This is a genomic window from Sporosarcina sp. P34, assembly GCF_002743375.1.
In the GTDB taxonomy this organism is placed as follows: Bacteria; Bacillota; Bacilli; order Bacillales_A; family Planococcaceae; genus Sporosarcina.
On sequence record NZ_PDZC01000009.1, the window covers coordinates 34,472 to 52,116 of the forward strand.

Here is a 17,645-nt window from a genome sequence, read left to right on the forward strand (position 1 = left end):
GATGATTTGGAATCCCTCTATTTCCTTCTTATGCAAATACATATTTACCACGTTATGAAAAACAGACTATTCGATTAGTCAAAAGTACTGTATGATTAGAATAATCTATAAGAGTAAAGGAGCATACATCCATGTTTCATTCCATCAAAACGAAAATGATCCTTCTTGTCCTCGTGCTAGTTGCTGGCGGGGTTCTGACAATGACGGGAATTAGTAGCTGGTTAGTCAAAGAACGGACAGAGAAAAATCTAACAGAATCTAGCAGTACGTTGCTAAATGAAATGAGTGCATCGATTGAAGCGGATTTACGGCAATACAGTAAAGGGTTAGATTTGCTGACCGATTCATCAGACTATACGAATGCAACCGCCACAAGCGGTGAGGCGGAAGTTGCGAAAGCACTGACTCACACATTGGAGACGTACCCTGACGTATCTAGTACCTATCTTAGCTTTGCGACAAAAGAAACGATGATTCGTCCTTACGTGGATTTGACAGACTTCGATCCGACTACACGTGAATGGTATCAAAAGGCAGTGGCAGAAACGGATCGCGTACACTGGACCAAACCGTATATTGACGAAGCGACAGGTAACTTTGTTATTAGTGCTTCAAAAGCCGTGATGAACGACAACCAACTAGTGGGTGTGGTAGGCATTGATATTCAATTATCCACCATGTCAGAAGATATCTCAGCGACAGCTATCCCTCATGGTGGTTATGCATTCATTCTCGATTCAGAAGGGACAGCGATCGCCCATCCTTCACTCGTCGGAAAGAATCTCATGGATCGTGACTATGTAGCCGAAATGTACAAAAAGACAGCTGGCCACCATACATTCGAGCAAGAAGATGTTAAAAAGGTGGACATGTTCACGACGATTCCAAACTTTGACTGGAAACTCGGGGTCATTTACGATCAGAAAAACATGCAATCTCTCGCAGCCGGTTTACGAAACGTCATGATCATTGCGGCTATCGTGACACTGGCGATACTGGCGATCATTCTATTCATTTTCATCAGCCGAATAGTGAAGCCTATTTTCCGTTTGCAAGAGACCGTGCAGCAAGTAGCGGACGGGGATTTAACAGTCAGAGCCAACATCCAGTCCACGGATGAAATTGGGGAACTGGCTACAGGTTTTGATAAGATGCTCGACCACATGAACAGTTTGATTACGACCGTTACACAGTCCGCCTCCAATGTACTGGCGAGTTCACAAAACTTGAGTGCCGTATCCGAAGAAACCAATGCGACAAGTGAAGAAATCGCGAGTGCTTTGGCAGAAATCACGCGAGGCGTTGTGGAGTCTGCGGACAATGCAGAAACCGTGACGACTCGTGCAGAGTTATTGAATCAGCAAATTCAAGAAGCCAATGATACAGCCGGCGAAATGGCGAGCTTAGCAACAGAAGCCGTAACATTCAACGCAGATGGGCGCGCACAGATGAGTATTTTAAGCTCTTCCTTCAATAATTGGAATCAAGACTTGCAACAAATGGGCACGATGATCGGCTCACTAGAAGATAAAGTGAAAGCGATCAGTTCCGTCATTGACGCCATTACATCGATCTCTTCCCAGACCAATTTACTCGCGTTAAACGCTAGCATTGAAGCAGCGAGAGCCGGAGAACACGGTAAAGGTTTTGCAGTTGTAGCAAACGAAGTCCGTCAATTGGCAGAGCAGTCTGCGAAATCTGCGGAACAAGTACGTTCTACGATTCATGAACTGCAAAATGGCACACAGCATGTCATTGAGCAAATGGACAATACGCGGAATACATTTGAACGACAAAGTACAGTCGTACAAGATACAGAAGGTATTTTTGAACGTATTTCTAGTTTCATTGGCGAAATGCAATCGCGGATTAATCAAGTCACTACGGCTCTTCAAGAAATGGACGCGCATAAAAACGATGTCTCTGAGCAAATTCAAATTTTACTATCCACAACAGAAGAATCTGCAGCTGCTTGTGAAGAAGTGAGTGCTTCTTCAGATGAACAACTCCACGCGATTGGTTCTGTTGCCGAAGCGGCTGAAGCATTGACTCAGTTGAGTGAAGACCTTAGTACTGCCGTGGAACGATTCAAAATCTAACAAGATCCGCCTTTCCTTCTCCAAGGATTGGCGGATTTTTTTATAAAACCCAAGGCACTCTGAGAATCTTTGCATAGAATAAGGGTAGTTCCACATTTGGAGGTGAAATCAATATGGGAGAATCAGTTAAAGGATCTGGATACGATGGAGGCTTCGGCTTTGCAATGATCGTTGTTCTGTTTATCTTATTGATCATTGTCGGCGCAGGATTTATGGGTTACGGTTGCTAATTACTAAAAAAATGGAGGTGGAGACATGTTTGGATTCGGTGGATATGGCTACGGTGGTGGCGGTTACGGAGGATCCGGTTGTGATACTGGTGGCTCTGGTGGATCTTATCGCTCATGCGGTAACGGATTCGCATTGATTGTCGTGCTATTTATCTTACTCATTATTGTAGGCGCCGCTTGCCTATAATAGGTTAAAAATAAACCTGTCGATTTTTCGACAGGTTTCTTCATTTTCTTTACACAACGATGAACATATAGGAAATATAGCCGATATCAAGTGAGGCACACTAACGCATCACACATCTTAGAAGGAGCTGAACATCATTTGTTACGGTCAATTAAAACAAAAATCATCTTAACCGCTATCATTTTATTCATTCTCGGCATTTCATTCATGACATGGATGACGAATGAGCAAGCGAAGAAACAATCGATTGCCAATGCCATTGATTCGAGTAATGCCATCGTCAATGAAATGAGTTTTGGTATTTATCATTTTATGGACAAGTATGAAAAAGGATTGGCATTGCTCGCAACGACCGATACAGTAACCAAATTTATCGGTGAAAATGGCAAGGACGTATCCGTTAAGGAATTAGAGGAACGTTTGGGCAATTTCTTGTCCATGTATCCAAGTACGGATGCCGTCTATTATTCATTGCCATCTAAATTTACTGTCATCCAACCGAATGATGATTTAACGGGTTATGATCCAACGACTCGGAATTGGTATATTTTAGCGCAACAACATCCAGACGAAGTGCAATGGACGGAACCGTATTTTGATGATACGACCAATCAGTTTGTCATCACTGCTTCGAAAGCCATTATACTAGACGGCACGTTTATCGGTGCTCTCGGACTGGATATAGAACTAGCCGCTCTGACAGACGAAATAGCGAGTCGCGATATCGGCTATAACGGCTATCCTGTGTTGCTCGATGATCAAGGACTGGCTATCGTGCATCCTTCTAAATCAGGAACCGATGTAACAAACGAAGCGCACTTCAAAAAAATGTATGATGCAGACAACGGTGTCATCCAGTATACCGATGATCAAGGTATCGACAAGCGCAATATCTACACGACAATTCCCGACTTTAACTGGAAAGTTGGAGCAGTTTTTGAAGAACGTAACCTGAGCGCGATGGCGCATTCATTACGCAACTCCATGCTACTAATTGCAGGCCTGACGTTGCTTCTGACATTCGTTGGTCTATTCATTACCATCAGCCGTATGTTGAAACCACTCGATACAGTCAAAGAATTGATGGCTAAAGTGTCTGGCGGAGATCTGACAGTACGTTCAGATAACCAAAGTGCAGACGAAATTGGTGAACTGAGTCGTGACTTCAATCATATGGTGCAAAATATGAACCAAATCATCACAGTCGTCCATACATCAGCAGACCATGTCCGTTCGAATTCCGAAAGCCTAAGTGCCGTCTCAGAAGAAACCAGTGCCGCAAGCAATGAAGTCGCCATGGCGGTTGGGGAAATTGCACAAGGTGCCGCTAAATCTGCAGAAGACGCCGAAAATGTGACTGAACGCATCGACCTGCTCAGCCAGGAAATCAATGAAATTCAAGAAAAATCGCAAGTGATGCTGGATATCGCCACACAAACCGGTATTCAAAACACCAATGGTCAGCAACAAATGCATGCATTAAAGACTTCCTTTACGACTACGGGTAAAACGCTAGAAGAGATGTCCCACGACATACATTCACTCGCAAGTAAAGTAGAAGCAATCGGTAGTGTCATGGAAACGATTATGAACATTTCAAAACAAACCAACCTCTTGGCACTAAACGCAAGCATTGAAGCAGCAAGAGCCGGCGAACACGGCAAAGGATTCGCAGTCGTAGCAGAAGAAGTCCGCACACTGGCTGAACAATCTGCACGTGCCACAGACGATGTCAAAATAACAATAGAAGAATTACAAAAAGAATCACATATCGTATCTGAACAAATGCAACAAACGATCCACACATTCCGCGACCAAGGCGTAGTCGTAGAAGATACGGAAAATACGTTTGAAGAACTGTCTTCACTCATGGACACGATGCAAGAATCCATCCATACGGTATCTGATGAAATTCGCCTGATCGCTACGCATAAGGATGACGTGTCCTTAACAGTGGAAACCATGTCCGCCACATCACAAGAAACCGCAGCAGCCTGCGAAGAAGTCAGCGCATCCTCAGACGAACAACTTCGCGCCATCCAGTCGGTGACCGAAGCTGCCGAAACATTGACCGAACTTAGCGAGCAACTAACAGAAGTCATTGCACAATTTAAAATGTAAGTGGTTTTAGAGAAGATCCCTGGTCTGTGGGGATCTTCTTTTTTGTGTGAGTGCTCTGTTGAACTTGGTATTCGATCATACTTTGTGCGGGAGCGCTCTATTGGACTTGGTACGCGCTCATACTTTGTGCAGGGGCGCTCTATTAAACGTGGTATCCGATCATACACAGTGCGCGGGCGCTCTATTGAACTTGGTATGCGCTCATACTCTGCGCGTGGGCGCTCTATCAAGCACCATACCCGATCATACGCAACGCGTGAGCGCTCTATCAAACACCGTGTCCGATCATACTCAACGCGTTCGCTTTATCAAACATGGCATTCGATCATACGCAATGCGCGGGCGCTCTATCAAACGGGGTATCCGATCATACCCTAAGCGTGAGCGCTCTATCAAACACCGTATCCGATCATACTCAACGCGTGACCGCTCTATCAAACACCGTACCCGATCATACTCTACACGTGAGCGCTCTATCAAACACCGTATACGATCATACTCAACGCGTGAGCGCTCTATAAAACACCGCGTCCAATCATACTCAGCACGTTCACTTTATCAAACATGCATTCGATCATACACAATGCGCGAACGCTCTATCAAACACGATATCCGATCATACGCAACGCACGAACGCTCTATCAAACACCGTACCCGATCATACTCAACGCACGAACGCTCTATCCAACACCGTACCCGCTCATACCCAACGCGCAACCGCTCTATCAACCCCCAAATCCCCCCTTCCCACTAACCAAAAAAACAACCAAATTCATTCAACTTCATCCAATAAAAGCATGTGCTTTCCCCTAACCAAAGCATACGCTTCACCCCAGGCATAACTACAACATGACGATTCGATATCCCCTGCAAAACTTCCTATTATATAAATACCCAGGGAATTCAATGTGTCGTGCACGGCCTGAAGAGGTCGCTTTTATGGAAAAGAGTCAGAATGAAAACTTTGAACAACTAATGGAACAATACGAACCGATGATTTCAGCCGTCATCAGAAAACTAAACATTTACCGTGATTTCGACAACTTCCGTCAAACCGGACGCATCGCACTGTTTCATGCGTGGACACGCTTTGATGAAACGAAAGGAAATTTCACGCCCTTCGCCTATCGTTCTATCTATGGCGCTATGCTCGACGACCTAAAAAAAGAAAGTCGATTCAGCGAAGTCAACACATCAGTCGAAACCGAAACGTTAGAACACTTAACACAAAACCACTTCACCGAAGATCCTGACAACGAACTACATGAAATCATCACCGCACTCCCGACAAGCGAGCGCGAACTCCTCATCCATCTTTACGTAGAAAACAAAACCCAAGCTGAATGCGCCACTCACTTCAGCATTTCAGTTTCTGGAATCAAAAAACGCCGGGAAAAACTACTACAGAAATTAAAAGACCAACTCACTACTAAAAGAAATACCGATATATAAACAAAAACAAGAGCACCCTACGCGGGTAGCTCTTGCTTCTGTTCGCTCTATTGATCGTGCTTTTGACTCCATACATTTTGTTAGATGAAGATTCCAGTTCAACCTAAGTGGAAGTGGCACCTCACTCTACGTCAGCCCTTCCACTTCCGAAACCCACGGCGTTGCGCAAAACGCGCACAAGACGAACACACTTTTATCTTCTTATCATTCGGCAAATAATATCCCTGATAGACAGACGTCCGTTTCTTGCAATATTCACACTTCGGCTTAAAGAAATCAAACAACATACTCTTCCCTCCTGACCGCTCATGAACAGAGTCCCTAACCAAACGATTCATTATTACACTGATTATACCACCCCGCCTACCAAAACAGTGAACATTTCACAAAACCATTCGACAAAAAAAGCGCTCCTCCCGTGAGGAACGCTATGTATAACTTTATTTACTCATCTGTGATTTCATAATTCCCACGTTTATGATTCTTTCGGATCAAATACGTTTTATACCCCTTCTTCTCACCGAGCGCCATTTGCGTGAACCTGGCCGTCAATCCATTCTTTAACATGCATGTCCGCTGGTATCTTTTCTGGAACACTGGATAACTGCAGTTCACCGTAAACACATTGCCATCACGGAATATCACTTTGGTATGTTCTTTATCGAACGGTAAGAACGTCAAAATGTTTGACAATGAAAACCACACGCATTCAGTACTTGAAGGTGAATTACTTGGAAACCAGTACATATCCAATCGCTCATTGACCATCACAGGTGTCATATGTATTCTGCCCATCAACGCCTTACCCCCATCGATTCCACCACGCAAACTCGTCCCGTAAAACTGCATGCTCAAGTCCACTACCTCAGTCGGACTTTGATCCACCCGTACAAAATCACCGTTTTTTAGTAATACCGCACATAACTTTCCCTCATCGTCATAATACGGATATACCATACTCGTCCCTGGTGAAATCACTGACTTTGTTTCTTCATCCATACCCCATTATCCCCCTTTTAATAGAAACACCTTTCGGTTAGTGAGATAAAGGGGTATACTAACGATATGTTGGTATGACCAGCTAGTAAATCCTCGAGTCTGTCTCCCATGACATGAAGCACTCGGGGATTTTCTCTATCCACCACGTGACGCATTCATTTCTCACCTCCTTTCAGACATATACGTTGACGCACAAAAAAAACAGGCCAATAAATATAGCTGTAGTTATCGACCTGCATTCATTCATTTTTAAAGATAGTAAGCGTTTACAAATCGAACTGCATACAAAGTACCTGTCTTAAGGACTAGTATATAGCACTATATTGCTTCCGTCTACTATAATTTCCACTATTCAGATTTTATTGTTGGATTGCTGTTTTATTTGACATATTATGTATTAAATTAATGAATTCTGTAGTGACATTACATTCAGTATGTGCTTTGAATGAAAATACATATCAAGATGTTATACGGTTTTGGCAAGCACGTAAGCGGGAGTTCGCTGTAGAACCGCGCTATTACCACCGAACACCGCGCTTTCATCCTTCGAAACCGCGCTATTCATCTGCATGACCGAGCCAAAGTATGGACTAACCGCGCTATTAACACTGAACACCGCGCTATTACCGCCGAACACCGCGCCATTCCACAATCACCCACAAATCAAAAAAGTTCTCAACCGACAATTAGTCGAGTTGAGAACTTTTTACCTTACAACACACTAAGCTCTGAATCTTTCATATCACTAATGAACATACAACCTGGAGAATGCGTGATCATAATGGCCGGCTTACTGTGCATAGCGACGGCTTGCGGAGTGACGCCGCACGCCCAGAATACGGGGATCTCGCCTTCATTGATCGTCACCGCATCGCCAAAGTCCGGCGCGGAAATGTCGTCTATTCCAATCAGACTCGGATCTCCGAGATGAATCGGTGCTCCGTGAACATCTGGGAAACGCGTCGTAATTTGAATCGCACGAATCGCATCTTGCGCGTTCATTGGGCGCATGCTGACTACGGTCGGTCCTTCAAAAACACCCGACTTTGTGCACGCAATAGACGTTTTGTACATCGGGACATTGCGGTTTTCTTCGATATGCCGAATAGGAATTCCGCCCGCGAGTAACGGTGATTCAAACGTGAAACTACATCCGATTAAAAAGCCGACCATATCATCTTCCCAGTAATCTGTAATATCATTCACTTCTTCGGTCAACACACCGTCTCTGTAGATGCGGTAACTCGGTAGATCACTGCGAATGTCTGCATCTTCCGCGATCTTCGCCGGACGATACGAACCCGGTTCTGTGACATCTAGAAGCGGACAAGACTTGGGATTTCGTTGGCAAAACAGTAAGAAATCAAGCGCATGTTCTTGTTTTAATATGACCAAGTTCGCTTGCGTATAACCTGTGGCCATGCCAGACGTCGGCCCTGTAATTTTTTGCTCTCGGATCAACTTCCGAACTTCCTTTGCATTCATAGAACGATACTCTTCCATCAAAAAAACCTCCTATCTATTAGTCAAAAAGTAGTGGAATCTGTTCAATTAACGTCATAACACCTAACACGCCCATTATAACCACGACGATCGCGCCGCCAATCGTGAGCCACAGTGGATGCTTGTATTCCCCAACAATATTCTTCTTATACGCTGCAACGAGCAACGTACCAAGTGCTAGTGGCAGAATCAATGCATTCAATGCCCCTACCAATAAGAGAATCGTGACGGGCTTTCCAACAAATGCGAACGTCGTAGTCGAAATGACAATGAATAAAATAATGATCCAGTTGTGATACTTTTCAATAAGTGGGTGGAAAGATCGGATGAACGAAACTGAAGTATACGCTGCACCCACAACAGACGTGATAGCTGCTACCCACATGATGACGCCGAACAATCGTAAGCCTAGTTCTCCTGCTCCAAGCTGGAAAACAGAGGCCGGTGGATTGTCTGGATCAATCTGCAATCCTTGCGCAACGATGCCGAGTACTGCTAAGAATAATGCCACTCGAATAATTCCAGTGACCGCAATACCTGTGACGGAACTTCTCGTGACAAACGGAACAGAATCAATTCCTTTCACTCCCGCATCTAGCAAACGGTGTCCCCCTGCAAACGTAATGTAGCCCCCTACTGTACCGCCAACCAACGTAACAATCGCAAAGAAGCTAATTTCAGAAGGATTAAACGTTCGAACGATGGCTTCCCCGACTGGTGGAGAGGTCTTGAACGCGACGAACACGACCAAAATAATCATGATCACACCCGCAACAGCCACGACTTTGTCCATCACTTTACCCGCTTCTTTTACCACAAAGATCAAAATTGCAAAGATCGCACTGATGACTGCGCCCATGATGGGATCGATGCCAACCATCGCATTAAGCCCTAACCCTGCACCCGCCACGTTTCCGATATTGAACGCAAGACCTCCTGCGACAATGAGGAAAGCGAGGACGAAACCTAAACCAGGCAGCACTTTATTCGCAATTTCTTGTCCACGTAAGCCGGACACCGCGATAACTCTCCAAATATTCATTTGAGCAAAGACGTCTAAAATTAATGAAATTAAAATAACGAAACCGAAACTTGCTGCGAGCTGCTCCGTAAATACAGTGGTTTGTGTTAAAAAACCGGGTCCGACAGACGAAGTCGCCATCAGGAAGGCGGCGCCAAGTAAGACGCCACGGGTTACCTTTTTCTGTTCCTGCTCATGAGTAAGTCCTAACTTGTCATTTTTCATAAGGAATCCTCCCTGTCAGAAATAGCGGTAATCGAGATTCCTTCACCACTTAGTCGGTCTGTAATGTATTTCGCAAACTCCACTGCGTGCTCACCATCTCCATGAATGCAAATCGTATCTGCTCGTAGCGCGACATCGGTCTGTTGCTGCGAACGTACTTTTCCTTCTTTCACCATCCTAATGACTTGCTCAGCAGACTGTTCTTGATCGGTAATCATCGCATCCTCTTGCGAACGCGAAGTGAGCATGCCGTTTGATTGATACGTACGGTCAGCGAATACTTCATGTGCCGTCACGAGTCCGATCGCTTCTCCAGCTCTCGATAATTCACTATCCGTAAGTGCAAACAATACAAGGTCCGGTGATACATCATAGACAGCTTTTGCGATTGCTTCTGCAATTCCTTGATCTCTTGACGCCATCTGATAGAGCGCGCCATGCGGCTTGACATGCTGCATCGGTTCTTGATGTACAGCTAAGAATGCTTGCAGTGCGCCAATTTGATAGACAACCATGTCGTACGCCTCTTGAGGAGTAATATTCATGTCTCGTCGACCGAATCCAACTAAATCCGGCAACCCCGGATGCGCACCGATTCGTACACCATTTTCGATCGCAAGCTGAACCGTCTCCCGCATTACGGAAGGATCTCCCGCGTGGAAGCCGCACGCGATATTCGCAGACGTTACATATTTCAAAATTTCTTTCTGTTCTCCTAATGTATAACGGCCAAAACTTTCCCCTAAATCACTATTCAAATCTACTTTTGCCATGTATAGGCCCCCCCTTTATTTTTCAAAATGAATTCATACGCCAACAAGAAGTAAGCGTTTGCATACAACTTAGTTCCGTAATTCGAAACTTAAGTTTTGAACTTGAAACTTAGTCTATCACAAAAATCTTTTGTTGAATAGACCATTGTCGAAATATGGTGAGTATTTTTATTAACTGAATAATAGGCTTGTATTTTCTCTTTAGAAATCTATAATAGAATTACGATTCGTTTTTCAGAATAACGGTTTCGAATTTCGGAATTTGAAGGAGATGTTACGATGAGTGATCAGAAGTCTCTCGATATCAAAGCACTTGGCGATTCTGCCATCATTATAAAATTAGGCGAAGGCATCCAACCTTCTGTCCACCAGCAAGTGAAAAACTTGTCTTTCCTTTTGGATGAATATCCATTCGACGGATTCATCGAGTCGGTTCCGGCTTATAATAGCTTGGCGGTATACTATTCCCCGTATTTGGTGTATCAATCAACACATGGATTTCAAACAGACGGCACACCGCTGGAAAAAGTCATCGACTATATGAATACACTAGCTATCCAAATGTCCGATCTTCCCGTTACAGAAGGAAGATTAGTAGAGATCCCCGTTCTGTACGGCGGTGAATTCGGTCCCGATCTACAAATCGTGGCAGACACACATACGATGTCGATTGAAGAAGTCATTGAGATTCATACGACACCAGAATATCTCGTGTACATGATCGGCTTCGCACCCGGTTTTCCGTTTCTAGGTGGCCTCGATGAACGGATTGCGACACCGCGAAAATTAACACCGCGGACATCGATTCATCCCGGCTCTGTTGGGATTGCTGGCAAACAAACAGGTGTCTATCCACTTGAAACACCGGGCGGCTGGCAGATTATCGGACGTACACCAACCGATCTATTCGTACCGGATATGTCTCCACCGTCTTTATTGCAGTCGGGAGATAAAATCAAGTTTTATCCGATAACACAAGAAGAGTATGATGAGCAAAAGAAGGTGACGACATGTCAGTAAACGTATTGAATGCTGGACTTTTGACGACTATACAAGATATCGGTCGGACCGGTTCCCAAAAATTCGGTGTACTTGTAAGCGGTGCCATGGATAGCTATTCAATGCGTGTCGCGAACCTTCTTGTAGGCAATGAAGAACGAGAAGGCGTTTTCGAAATCACATTATTTGGCACGATGCTACAGTTTGAAGAAGATGCGTTGATTGCCATTACGGGCGGAGATCTTCAAACGACGATTGACGGGATACCCGTTGCGAATTGGCGGCCTCTTATTGTCAAAAAAGGCTCCATACTGAAATTCGGCTTTGCGATTGAAGGGTGTCGCGCGTATTTGGCCATTGCAGGAGGAATCGACATACCGGTTGTGATGGAAAGTAAAAGTACGTATCTGGTGGCGGGAATTGGCGGATTTAAAGGAAGAGCACTGCAGCAAAACGATCACCTGTCGTTCGGGCAACTGACGGAATCAAACGAAAAAGTCTTTGCACGGATCGAACAACTTGGTACGCCAGACTGGGCTGTCCCCCATCATCTATTAATCAGACTGACTTCCACACAAACGATTCGAATAATTGCAGGCACTGAATATCAGTACGTTGACGATGCGAGTAAACAACGATTGGTAAGTGAGCCGTATGTCGTCACGCCTCAATCCAATCGAATGGGCTTACGACTCGAAGGAAAAGCGCTTTTGTTAACCGAAAAAATCGAACTTCTATCGGAAGGCGTGACGTTCGGAACGATGCAACTCCCCCCTAACGGCAAGCCAATTATTTTAATGGCAGACAGACAAACTGCTGGCGGCTATCCGAAAATCGGACAAGTCATTACCGCCGACTTAGGTAGTTTATCGCAAGTGAAACCTAACGCGAAACTCTATTTCAAGCTCCTCAGCCATGCAGAAGCAGAGCGTGAACTGATCGCGAAAGAAGAACTGATTAACCAAATCAAAATCGGCATACAGCAGAAATTTCAGTAGTAAAGCAAAAAACCTTGCATTTCAGTATGACTCCACTGAAAGACAAGGTTTCATTCATCCTGTATACCCAAGCTGCCTGGAAATTTCCAAGGCAGCTTCTTTTACTTTCGGGACGAGTATTTTTAAATTCTCTTCTTGATAATTCGCTTCAATACCCGCTATACTGATACCCGCAATGACATCACCGCTAAAATCAAAAATTGGCGCCGCCACAGCAGAAGTGAAATTCTCAAGCTCGGAATGACTAAGCGTATAGCCATTTTGTCGCGTTTCGTTGATGGATGCTAGCAGCAATTCCCGATCCGTTAAGGTTCCATTCGCAAACGGCTGTAATTCCGTTTTATCCAAATACTCGGCGATATAGCGATCAGACAGGTTGGATAAAATAATTCTCGAACAGGCACCTGCATAGAGCGGACTACTTCTACCAATCGCCGTATACAAACGAACTTTCTGATAGGTATCGATCTTCTCCACATAAATCGCCTGATCCCCTTGGCGGACAATCAAATTAATCGCTTCCTTCACATCATTGTGAAGCTCTTCCATAATCGGATAAGCAATCTTCCGAATATCCAACCGTTTCGATACTAAACTACCGTATTTCAATAGCAACAAACCGAGACGATACTGTGAATCCGCACCCTTCTCGAGAAACTTCATTTCCTCTAGCGAAGACAGCATACGATAGACGGACGATTTCGGAATGCCGGACAGGTCGATGATTTCTTGGAATGTGAGCGCTGGGTGATCAACGAAAAGGTTGAGTATGTCCAAGGATCGGACGACTGTTTTGTTGTTTGTGCTCATGTTGGCTCCTTTCTGATTGATAGTCTAGATCAATTTCTATATTTTGAATGAAAACTTGTATGGTTGAGTATAGCATTGAAGTGAAATGTTGCCTAGATAAAGTCTTAATTGTCTTCAGAAGACATTGTGATTCTGAAAGATATTCTGACATCTATTTTCGCTCTTTTAGTTGTGTTTTCGCTTTGGTCATATATCCGATAATTGTTTACGATTCTTTCATTTACAAGTTACTTTAACATATCCAAAATTCCTTGAGGGTGCGCACCAGCTTTCGCCAATACTGATTGATTTGCCTGCATCAAAATATCATTTTTTGCTTTTTCTAAGAGTTCTTTTGCCATGTCCGCATCACGTATGCGAGATTCGGCCGCCACCAAGTTCTCGATATTCACCGAGTTGACTCGAATGACATGATCGAGACGATTTTGGGTTGCTCCTAAATAACCGCTTTTTTCAGTCAGACTTGATATTGCCAAACTTAAGCGTTCTAATGCTTTTTCTGCACCCATCCTGTGTGAGACGGTAAGTGTATTAACCCGTAATAGTTGTTCAGATAGACGAACACGGTTGTATTCTATCGATTGATTGGAATTTGCCCCCACTTGAAAATTTAATTCTGCTTGGTCTTCCCTACGCTCTGTACGAAAAAACAAGAAGTCTCTTGCTGATCCCGCAAAACCATCAATAGGTATAGCACCATATTCTCGGTTACTGAACTTCAATTTATTGTTATCATAACTCGCGATGATACCTGTATTTTCTATGTCTAATAGATTATTTAATTCTTCTAATAGCTGACCTTGGGAATAGTTGCCTGCGGGTATAGTAAACTTTTTTGTTATATCATCAATATCCAAAGTAAATTCATCGTTAACTCCTGCCTCTATCGTAGCTCCTTCACTTAAATCCGTAATTCCAATTACATAAGAAGGTTTGGGATCGCCTTGTGAGTTATAGAAATACGTATACGCAGCAGTTCCCCGAACGCCTTGGATTTGATACGTTCCACTATCATTCCGACCATCATTATGCTCGTTAAATAATAAAACAAATTTGTCCGATTTATCGTAGGAGCTAGGGGGTTTCGTATTGCTCATGCCGATTTGCGCTTTCATCAAGTCTTCTTCGAGTCCCGCTGTCTTAAGCCCTTCTTTTAACGCAGTATTAAATGCAGTGACAAATTGATTCCGCGTGTACGTATTCGGAGGAACAGTAACATCTACTTTGATCACTTCGTTGTTTTTATAAATATCAAACGTTAGTACTTCATTGATATTGGGAAAGATTTCAATAGTACTTCCAAGTGGTTGCCTTCCCAAAATATACGTTTCATCTTTACGTGTAGTATTTCCACTGTAACCATAGCCTGAATAGGTATATTCTTGTTTTCTGAAAAATTCCTCATACAACTTTCCACCCATTCCTTTAAATTCAGTACCTATGCCAGCTTCTTTACCTATAAGCTGAATACTTCCTGAACTAATTTCGAACTGGAATTTATCCAATTGTGGTAAAGTGAGCTGATCATTGATAGCTGAAACAAAGTTGTCTCGATTAGTATAAGTTCCCATTGGTACCGCAACATTAATTGTTTCTTCTCCACTTTTGCCAATGTATGTAAAAGTGATATCATTATTACTGCTGTCAATTATGATGGGTTCATTTTTTAAGGCAGCATATCCTGTAACACTTGGCACTGTTTCTAATACTGTAGATACTTGTGTTGAATTAGGTACATTCACGAAGCGCTCCATGCCAATACCTGCTACATTTCGGAACTGCATATGTCTGCCTTGCTCATTTGAAACTAATGCAAGGCGATTAGCACCCGTTATTTCAGCACGTACGGGTGTGTCTGCTAATTGTGCATTAATTGAAGCAACCAATGTATCCTTTGTATATGAACCAAGACTTAGAGTAACTGTAAATTCTTCATTATTTATATAAAAGCTTAGAGTATTCTCACCGTCTGTAATCGTTAACCCGTTCGTAAGATCAATATTGCCTGTAACTTTTGCAGAAGTTTTAGTAATTTGGGATTCACCTACAGTACCTTCCGGAGGTGGTACAGGAGCTGAAGTTGTACCTGATGTATAAGAAGGATCTACTACACGATCCCCTCCGAAAAGTGTTTCAAATGCATTAGAGGCTACAGATTGATCGTTGAATGCAATAGTTTTCCCAGCATCAGTTGCCGCAAGGTGGATTGCTTGTTTTGCTCCCGAAGTACTTAGCTGGAATTTCAAGCTATTGTCCTCTGGTAGTAATGTATTGAGATGGGCGACTAAATCTACCGCGCCATATACTCCTTCATCTAGAGTCAACGTAAGTTCCTCACCACCAACTTTTATCGATAGTGTATTGTTTTGATCTGTAATTACCGTCTCTGATCGTTCCTTATAATTACCATACAATATCGCATCTGAACGTCCACCAGCATAGCTGGAGGGATTTCCAAAATACACTTCTTCACGTGTAAATAACGATTCATAGGCAGGTGACGCAGTAGATACAGTAATTCTGGAACTACTTCCATAATAGTTACTTTCTAACTTTACTCTATTTCCACTCATACTTGCCTCAGCATCTAAACCAAGTAATTTAAATTGTGTATTGATTCTCGATACGATTTGAGTCCCTGTTAAATTTGCCGAACCTTCCAACAATTGCAACAATGATATTTTCATAGGTGCTTGGTTATTTAATTCGATGAACAATGTATCATTTTGTCCTTTTATAAATTCTGTAGAACCTGGTTGTAAATAAGCACTTCCATAATATGTACCATTAGTTTTTGATACAGACCCAGTATTCGATATGTCATAGAGGAAAGAGGAGATACCATCTATCTTAATCATATTTCCACTCAAGCCCGTGATTACGTATTTGTCAGATGAAATGGATATATAACGATCTCCAAATTTATTGGCTATAATTTCGTCTTCACCTTGACTTTGTAAGTATGCATTCACAATATCAACCATTTCATCTCGCGTATAACTGACTCTTCGATCATCAGGATGCCCAACTGTGGGTGTAGGAATAACTAGCTCAAACTTCTTAGTAGCGCCAGCATAGAAGCTCAATCTATCATTCACACCTGCAATAATTTCTAATTTATTATTGCCTGTCGAGAAATCAGTTGAGCCTACAATCATTCCAGGAGGATTACCCAATTCATATTCATAAAAAAGGAACGAACCCGGTCCTTTAACTTTTGTAATATCTTTATGATTTTCCACTTGGACAGATACCGAATGATCGGGTTGCACATTAAAAATGATATTTGGATAATCTTTATATACTTGTGTATCGATTTGATCAATTAAATCTTCCACCTTCTCAAAATTGCCTTCAGGAAGCGTAACCGTATATTCATCGGGTTCTGCTACTATAACCAAACGATCATTCCAACCAGGAATCACTTGAATCGGTTGATTAAATATACGATTTCCAGTCAGTTTACTAAATGCAGGCATATGTTGATCTACTGAGTTCAATTCTCCATTGTATTGTGCAAACTCCGTAATGTCTGAGATTGATTTCTTTAATTGTCCAAACTCTGCATCTAATTGTCTACGGTCAGAATCAGTTAAAGTATCATTTAATGACTGGACAGTCAGCTCACGCATTCTCTGTATATGCTGTGTTACTTCTTGCACAACGCCATCCGCTGTCTGCACGTACGAGACAGCATCTTGTGTATTCATTTGAGCCCGCTCAAGCCCCCGGATTTGTGCACGCATCTTTTCACTGATAGCTAAGCCAGCCGCGTCATCCGCAGCTTTATTTATAAATAAGCCCGAACTCAGTTTTTCTAGCTGATTCTCGCTTTTCTTCATAATTTTTGTATTATCATTCCACGCACGAAGCGCTTGTAGATTGTGGTTGATTCTCATAATAGATTTTTCCCTCACTCTTCATTGGTGATTGGTGTATGATAGGCAACTTATAATTAATCAGGCTCTCTATGAAATTATTACTTATACTTCTCAAAAATAGGTATAATTATTCATCACTTCATTAATTATACATTTCTTTTGGTGCAATACCCAACATTATTTTAGTAATATAGAAGCTGAGCAGTTTTTTATTAATACTGTTTACAATACGATGATATTTTGTATTTTTAGTTTTTTAATAGAAAAGATCAATAAAATGACTCTACCTCGGAACAAAGCAAGCTACACTGTAAATCACCCTATAGCATCTGTCTACTTGGACATTA

At 42.8% G+C, this 17,645-nt stretch carries 13 protein-coding genes; 7 read left to right on the forward strand and 6 right to left on the reverse strand.

What is annotated here, in order from left to right:
- The first annotated feature begins 131 nt into the window (after window positions 1-131).
- From CSV63_RS12740 to CSV63_RS12760, 5 genes are all read left to right on the forward strand, one after another.
- Complete coding sequence (locus CSV63_RS12740; protein WP_099696146.1) at window positions 132-2,099, forward strand: methyl-accepting chemotaxis protein; 1,968 nt, start codon at window positions 132-134, stop codon at window positions 2,097-2,099.
- Window positions 2,100-2,212: 113 nt separating this feature from the next.
- Complete coding sequence (locus tag CSV63_RS12745) at window positions 2,213-2,329, forward strand: YjcZ family sporulation protein (protein WP_099631072.1); 117 nt, start codon at window positions 2,213-2,215, stop codon at window positions 2,327-2,329.
- 25 nt (window positions 2,330-2,354) lie between these two features.
- Window positions 2,355-2,516, forward strand: coding sequence for a YjcZ family sporulation protein (locus CSV63_RS12750; protein WP_099696147.1), 162 nt, complete (start codon window positions 2,355-2,357; stop codon window positions 2,514-2,516).
- 138 nt (window positions 2,517-2,654) lie between these two features.
- Window positions 2,655-4,637, forward strand: coding sequence for a methyl-accepting chemotaxis protein (locus CSV63_RS12755; protein WP_099696148.1), 1,983 nt, complete (start codon window positions 2,655-2,657; stop codon window positions 4,635-4,637).
- A gap of 939 nt (window positions 4,638-5,576) precedes the next feature.
- Entirely contained in the window at window positions 5,577-6,089 is a 513-nt protein-coding gene (locus CSV63_RS12760) for a sigma-70 family RNA polymerase sigma factor (RefSeq protein WP_099696149.1), read from the forward strand.
- A 444-nt stretch (window positions 6,090-6,533) separates the two neighbouring features.
- On the opposite strand, the gene CSV63_RS12765 is transcribed toward CSV63_RS12760, so the two are convergent.
- The 4 genes from CSV63_RS12765 to CSV63_RS12780 all read right to left on the reverse strand — a co-directional run bounded on the left by CSV63_RS12765 (window position 6,534) and on the right by CSV63_RS12780 (window position 10,610).
- Window positions 6,534-7,088, reverse strand: a complete 555-nt coding sequence (locus tag CSV63_RS12765) for a competence protein ComK (RefSeq protein ID WP_099696150.1) — start codon at window positions 7,086-7,088, stop codon at window positions 6,534-6,536.
- Between the two features lie 711 nt (window positions 7,089-7,799).
- A complete protein-coding gene (locus CSV63_RS12770) occupies window positions 7,800-8,591 on the reverse strand; it encodes a putative hydro-lyase (RefSeq protein WP_099696151.1) in 792 nt (263 codons plus the stop codon).
- 19 nt (window positions 8,592-8,610) lie between these two features.
- On the reverse strand, window positions 8,611-9,837 hold the full coding sequence (locus tag CSV63_RS12775; protein ID WP_099696152.1) for an NRAMP family divalent metal transporter: 1,227 nt from the start codon (window positions 9,835-9,837) through the stop codon (window positions 8,611-8,613).
- On the reverse strand, window positions 9,834-10,610 hold the full coding sequence (locus tag CSV63_RS12780) for a LamB/YcsF family protein (RefSeq protein WP_099696153.1): 777 nt from the start codon (window positions 10,608-10,610) through the stop codon (window positions 9,834-9,836). The genes CSV63_RS12775 and CSV63_RS12780 overlap by 4 nt, the downstream gene beginning before the upstream one ends.
- A gap of 279 nt (window positions 10,611-10,889) precedes the next feature.
- On the opposite strand from CSV63_RS12780, the gene pxpB reads away from it, so the two are divergent.
- Both pxpB and CSV63_RS12790 read left to right on the forward strand, forming a co-directional pair.
- Complete coding sequence (gene pxpB / locus CSV63_RS12785) at window positions 10,890-11,630, forward strand: 5-oxoprolinase subunit PxpB (protein ID WP_099696154.1); 741 nt, start codon at window positions 10,890-10,892, stop codon at window positions 11,628-11,630.
- Window positions 11,621-12,607: a 5-oxoprolinase subunit C family protein gene (locus CSV63_RS12790; protein WP_099696155.1), complete on the forward strand. Its 987-nt coding sequence runs from the start codon at window positions 11,621-11,623 to the stop codon at window positions 12,605-12,607. Before pxpB ends, CSV63_RS12790 begins: the two co-directional genes overlap by 10 nt.
- Before the next feature lie 54 nt (window positions 12,608-12,661).
- On the opposite strand, the gene CSV63_RS12795 is transcribed toward CSV63_RS12790, so the two are convergent.
- Both CSV63_RS12795 and CSV63_RS12800 read right to left on the reverse strand, forming a co-directional pair.
- Window positions 12,662-13,417, reverse strand: a complete 756-nt coding sequence (locus tag CSV63_RS12795) for an IclR family transcriptional regulator (RefSeq protein WP_099696156.1) — start codon at window positions 13,415-13,417, stop codon at window positions 12,662-12,664.
- Between the two features lie 227 nt (window positions 13,418-13,644).
- On the reverse strand, window positions 13,645-17,316 hold the full coding sequence (locus CSV63_RS12800) for a flagellin N-terminal helical domain-containing protein (protein ID WP_099696157.1): 3,672 nt from the start codon (window positions 17,314-17,316) through the stop codon (window positions 13,645-13,647).
- Window positions 17,317-17,645: the final 329 nt, after the last annotated feature.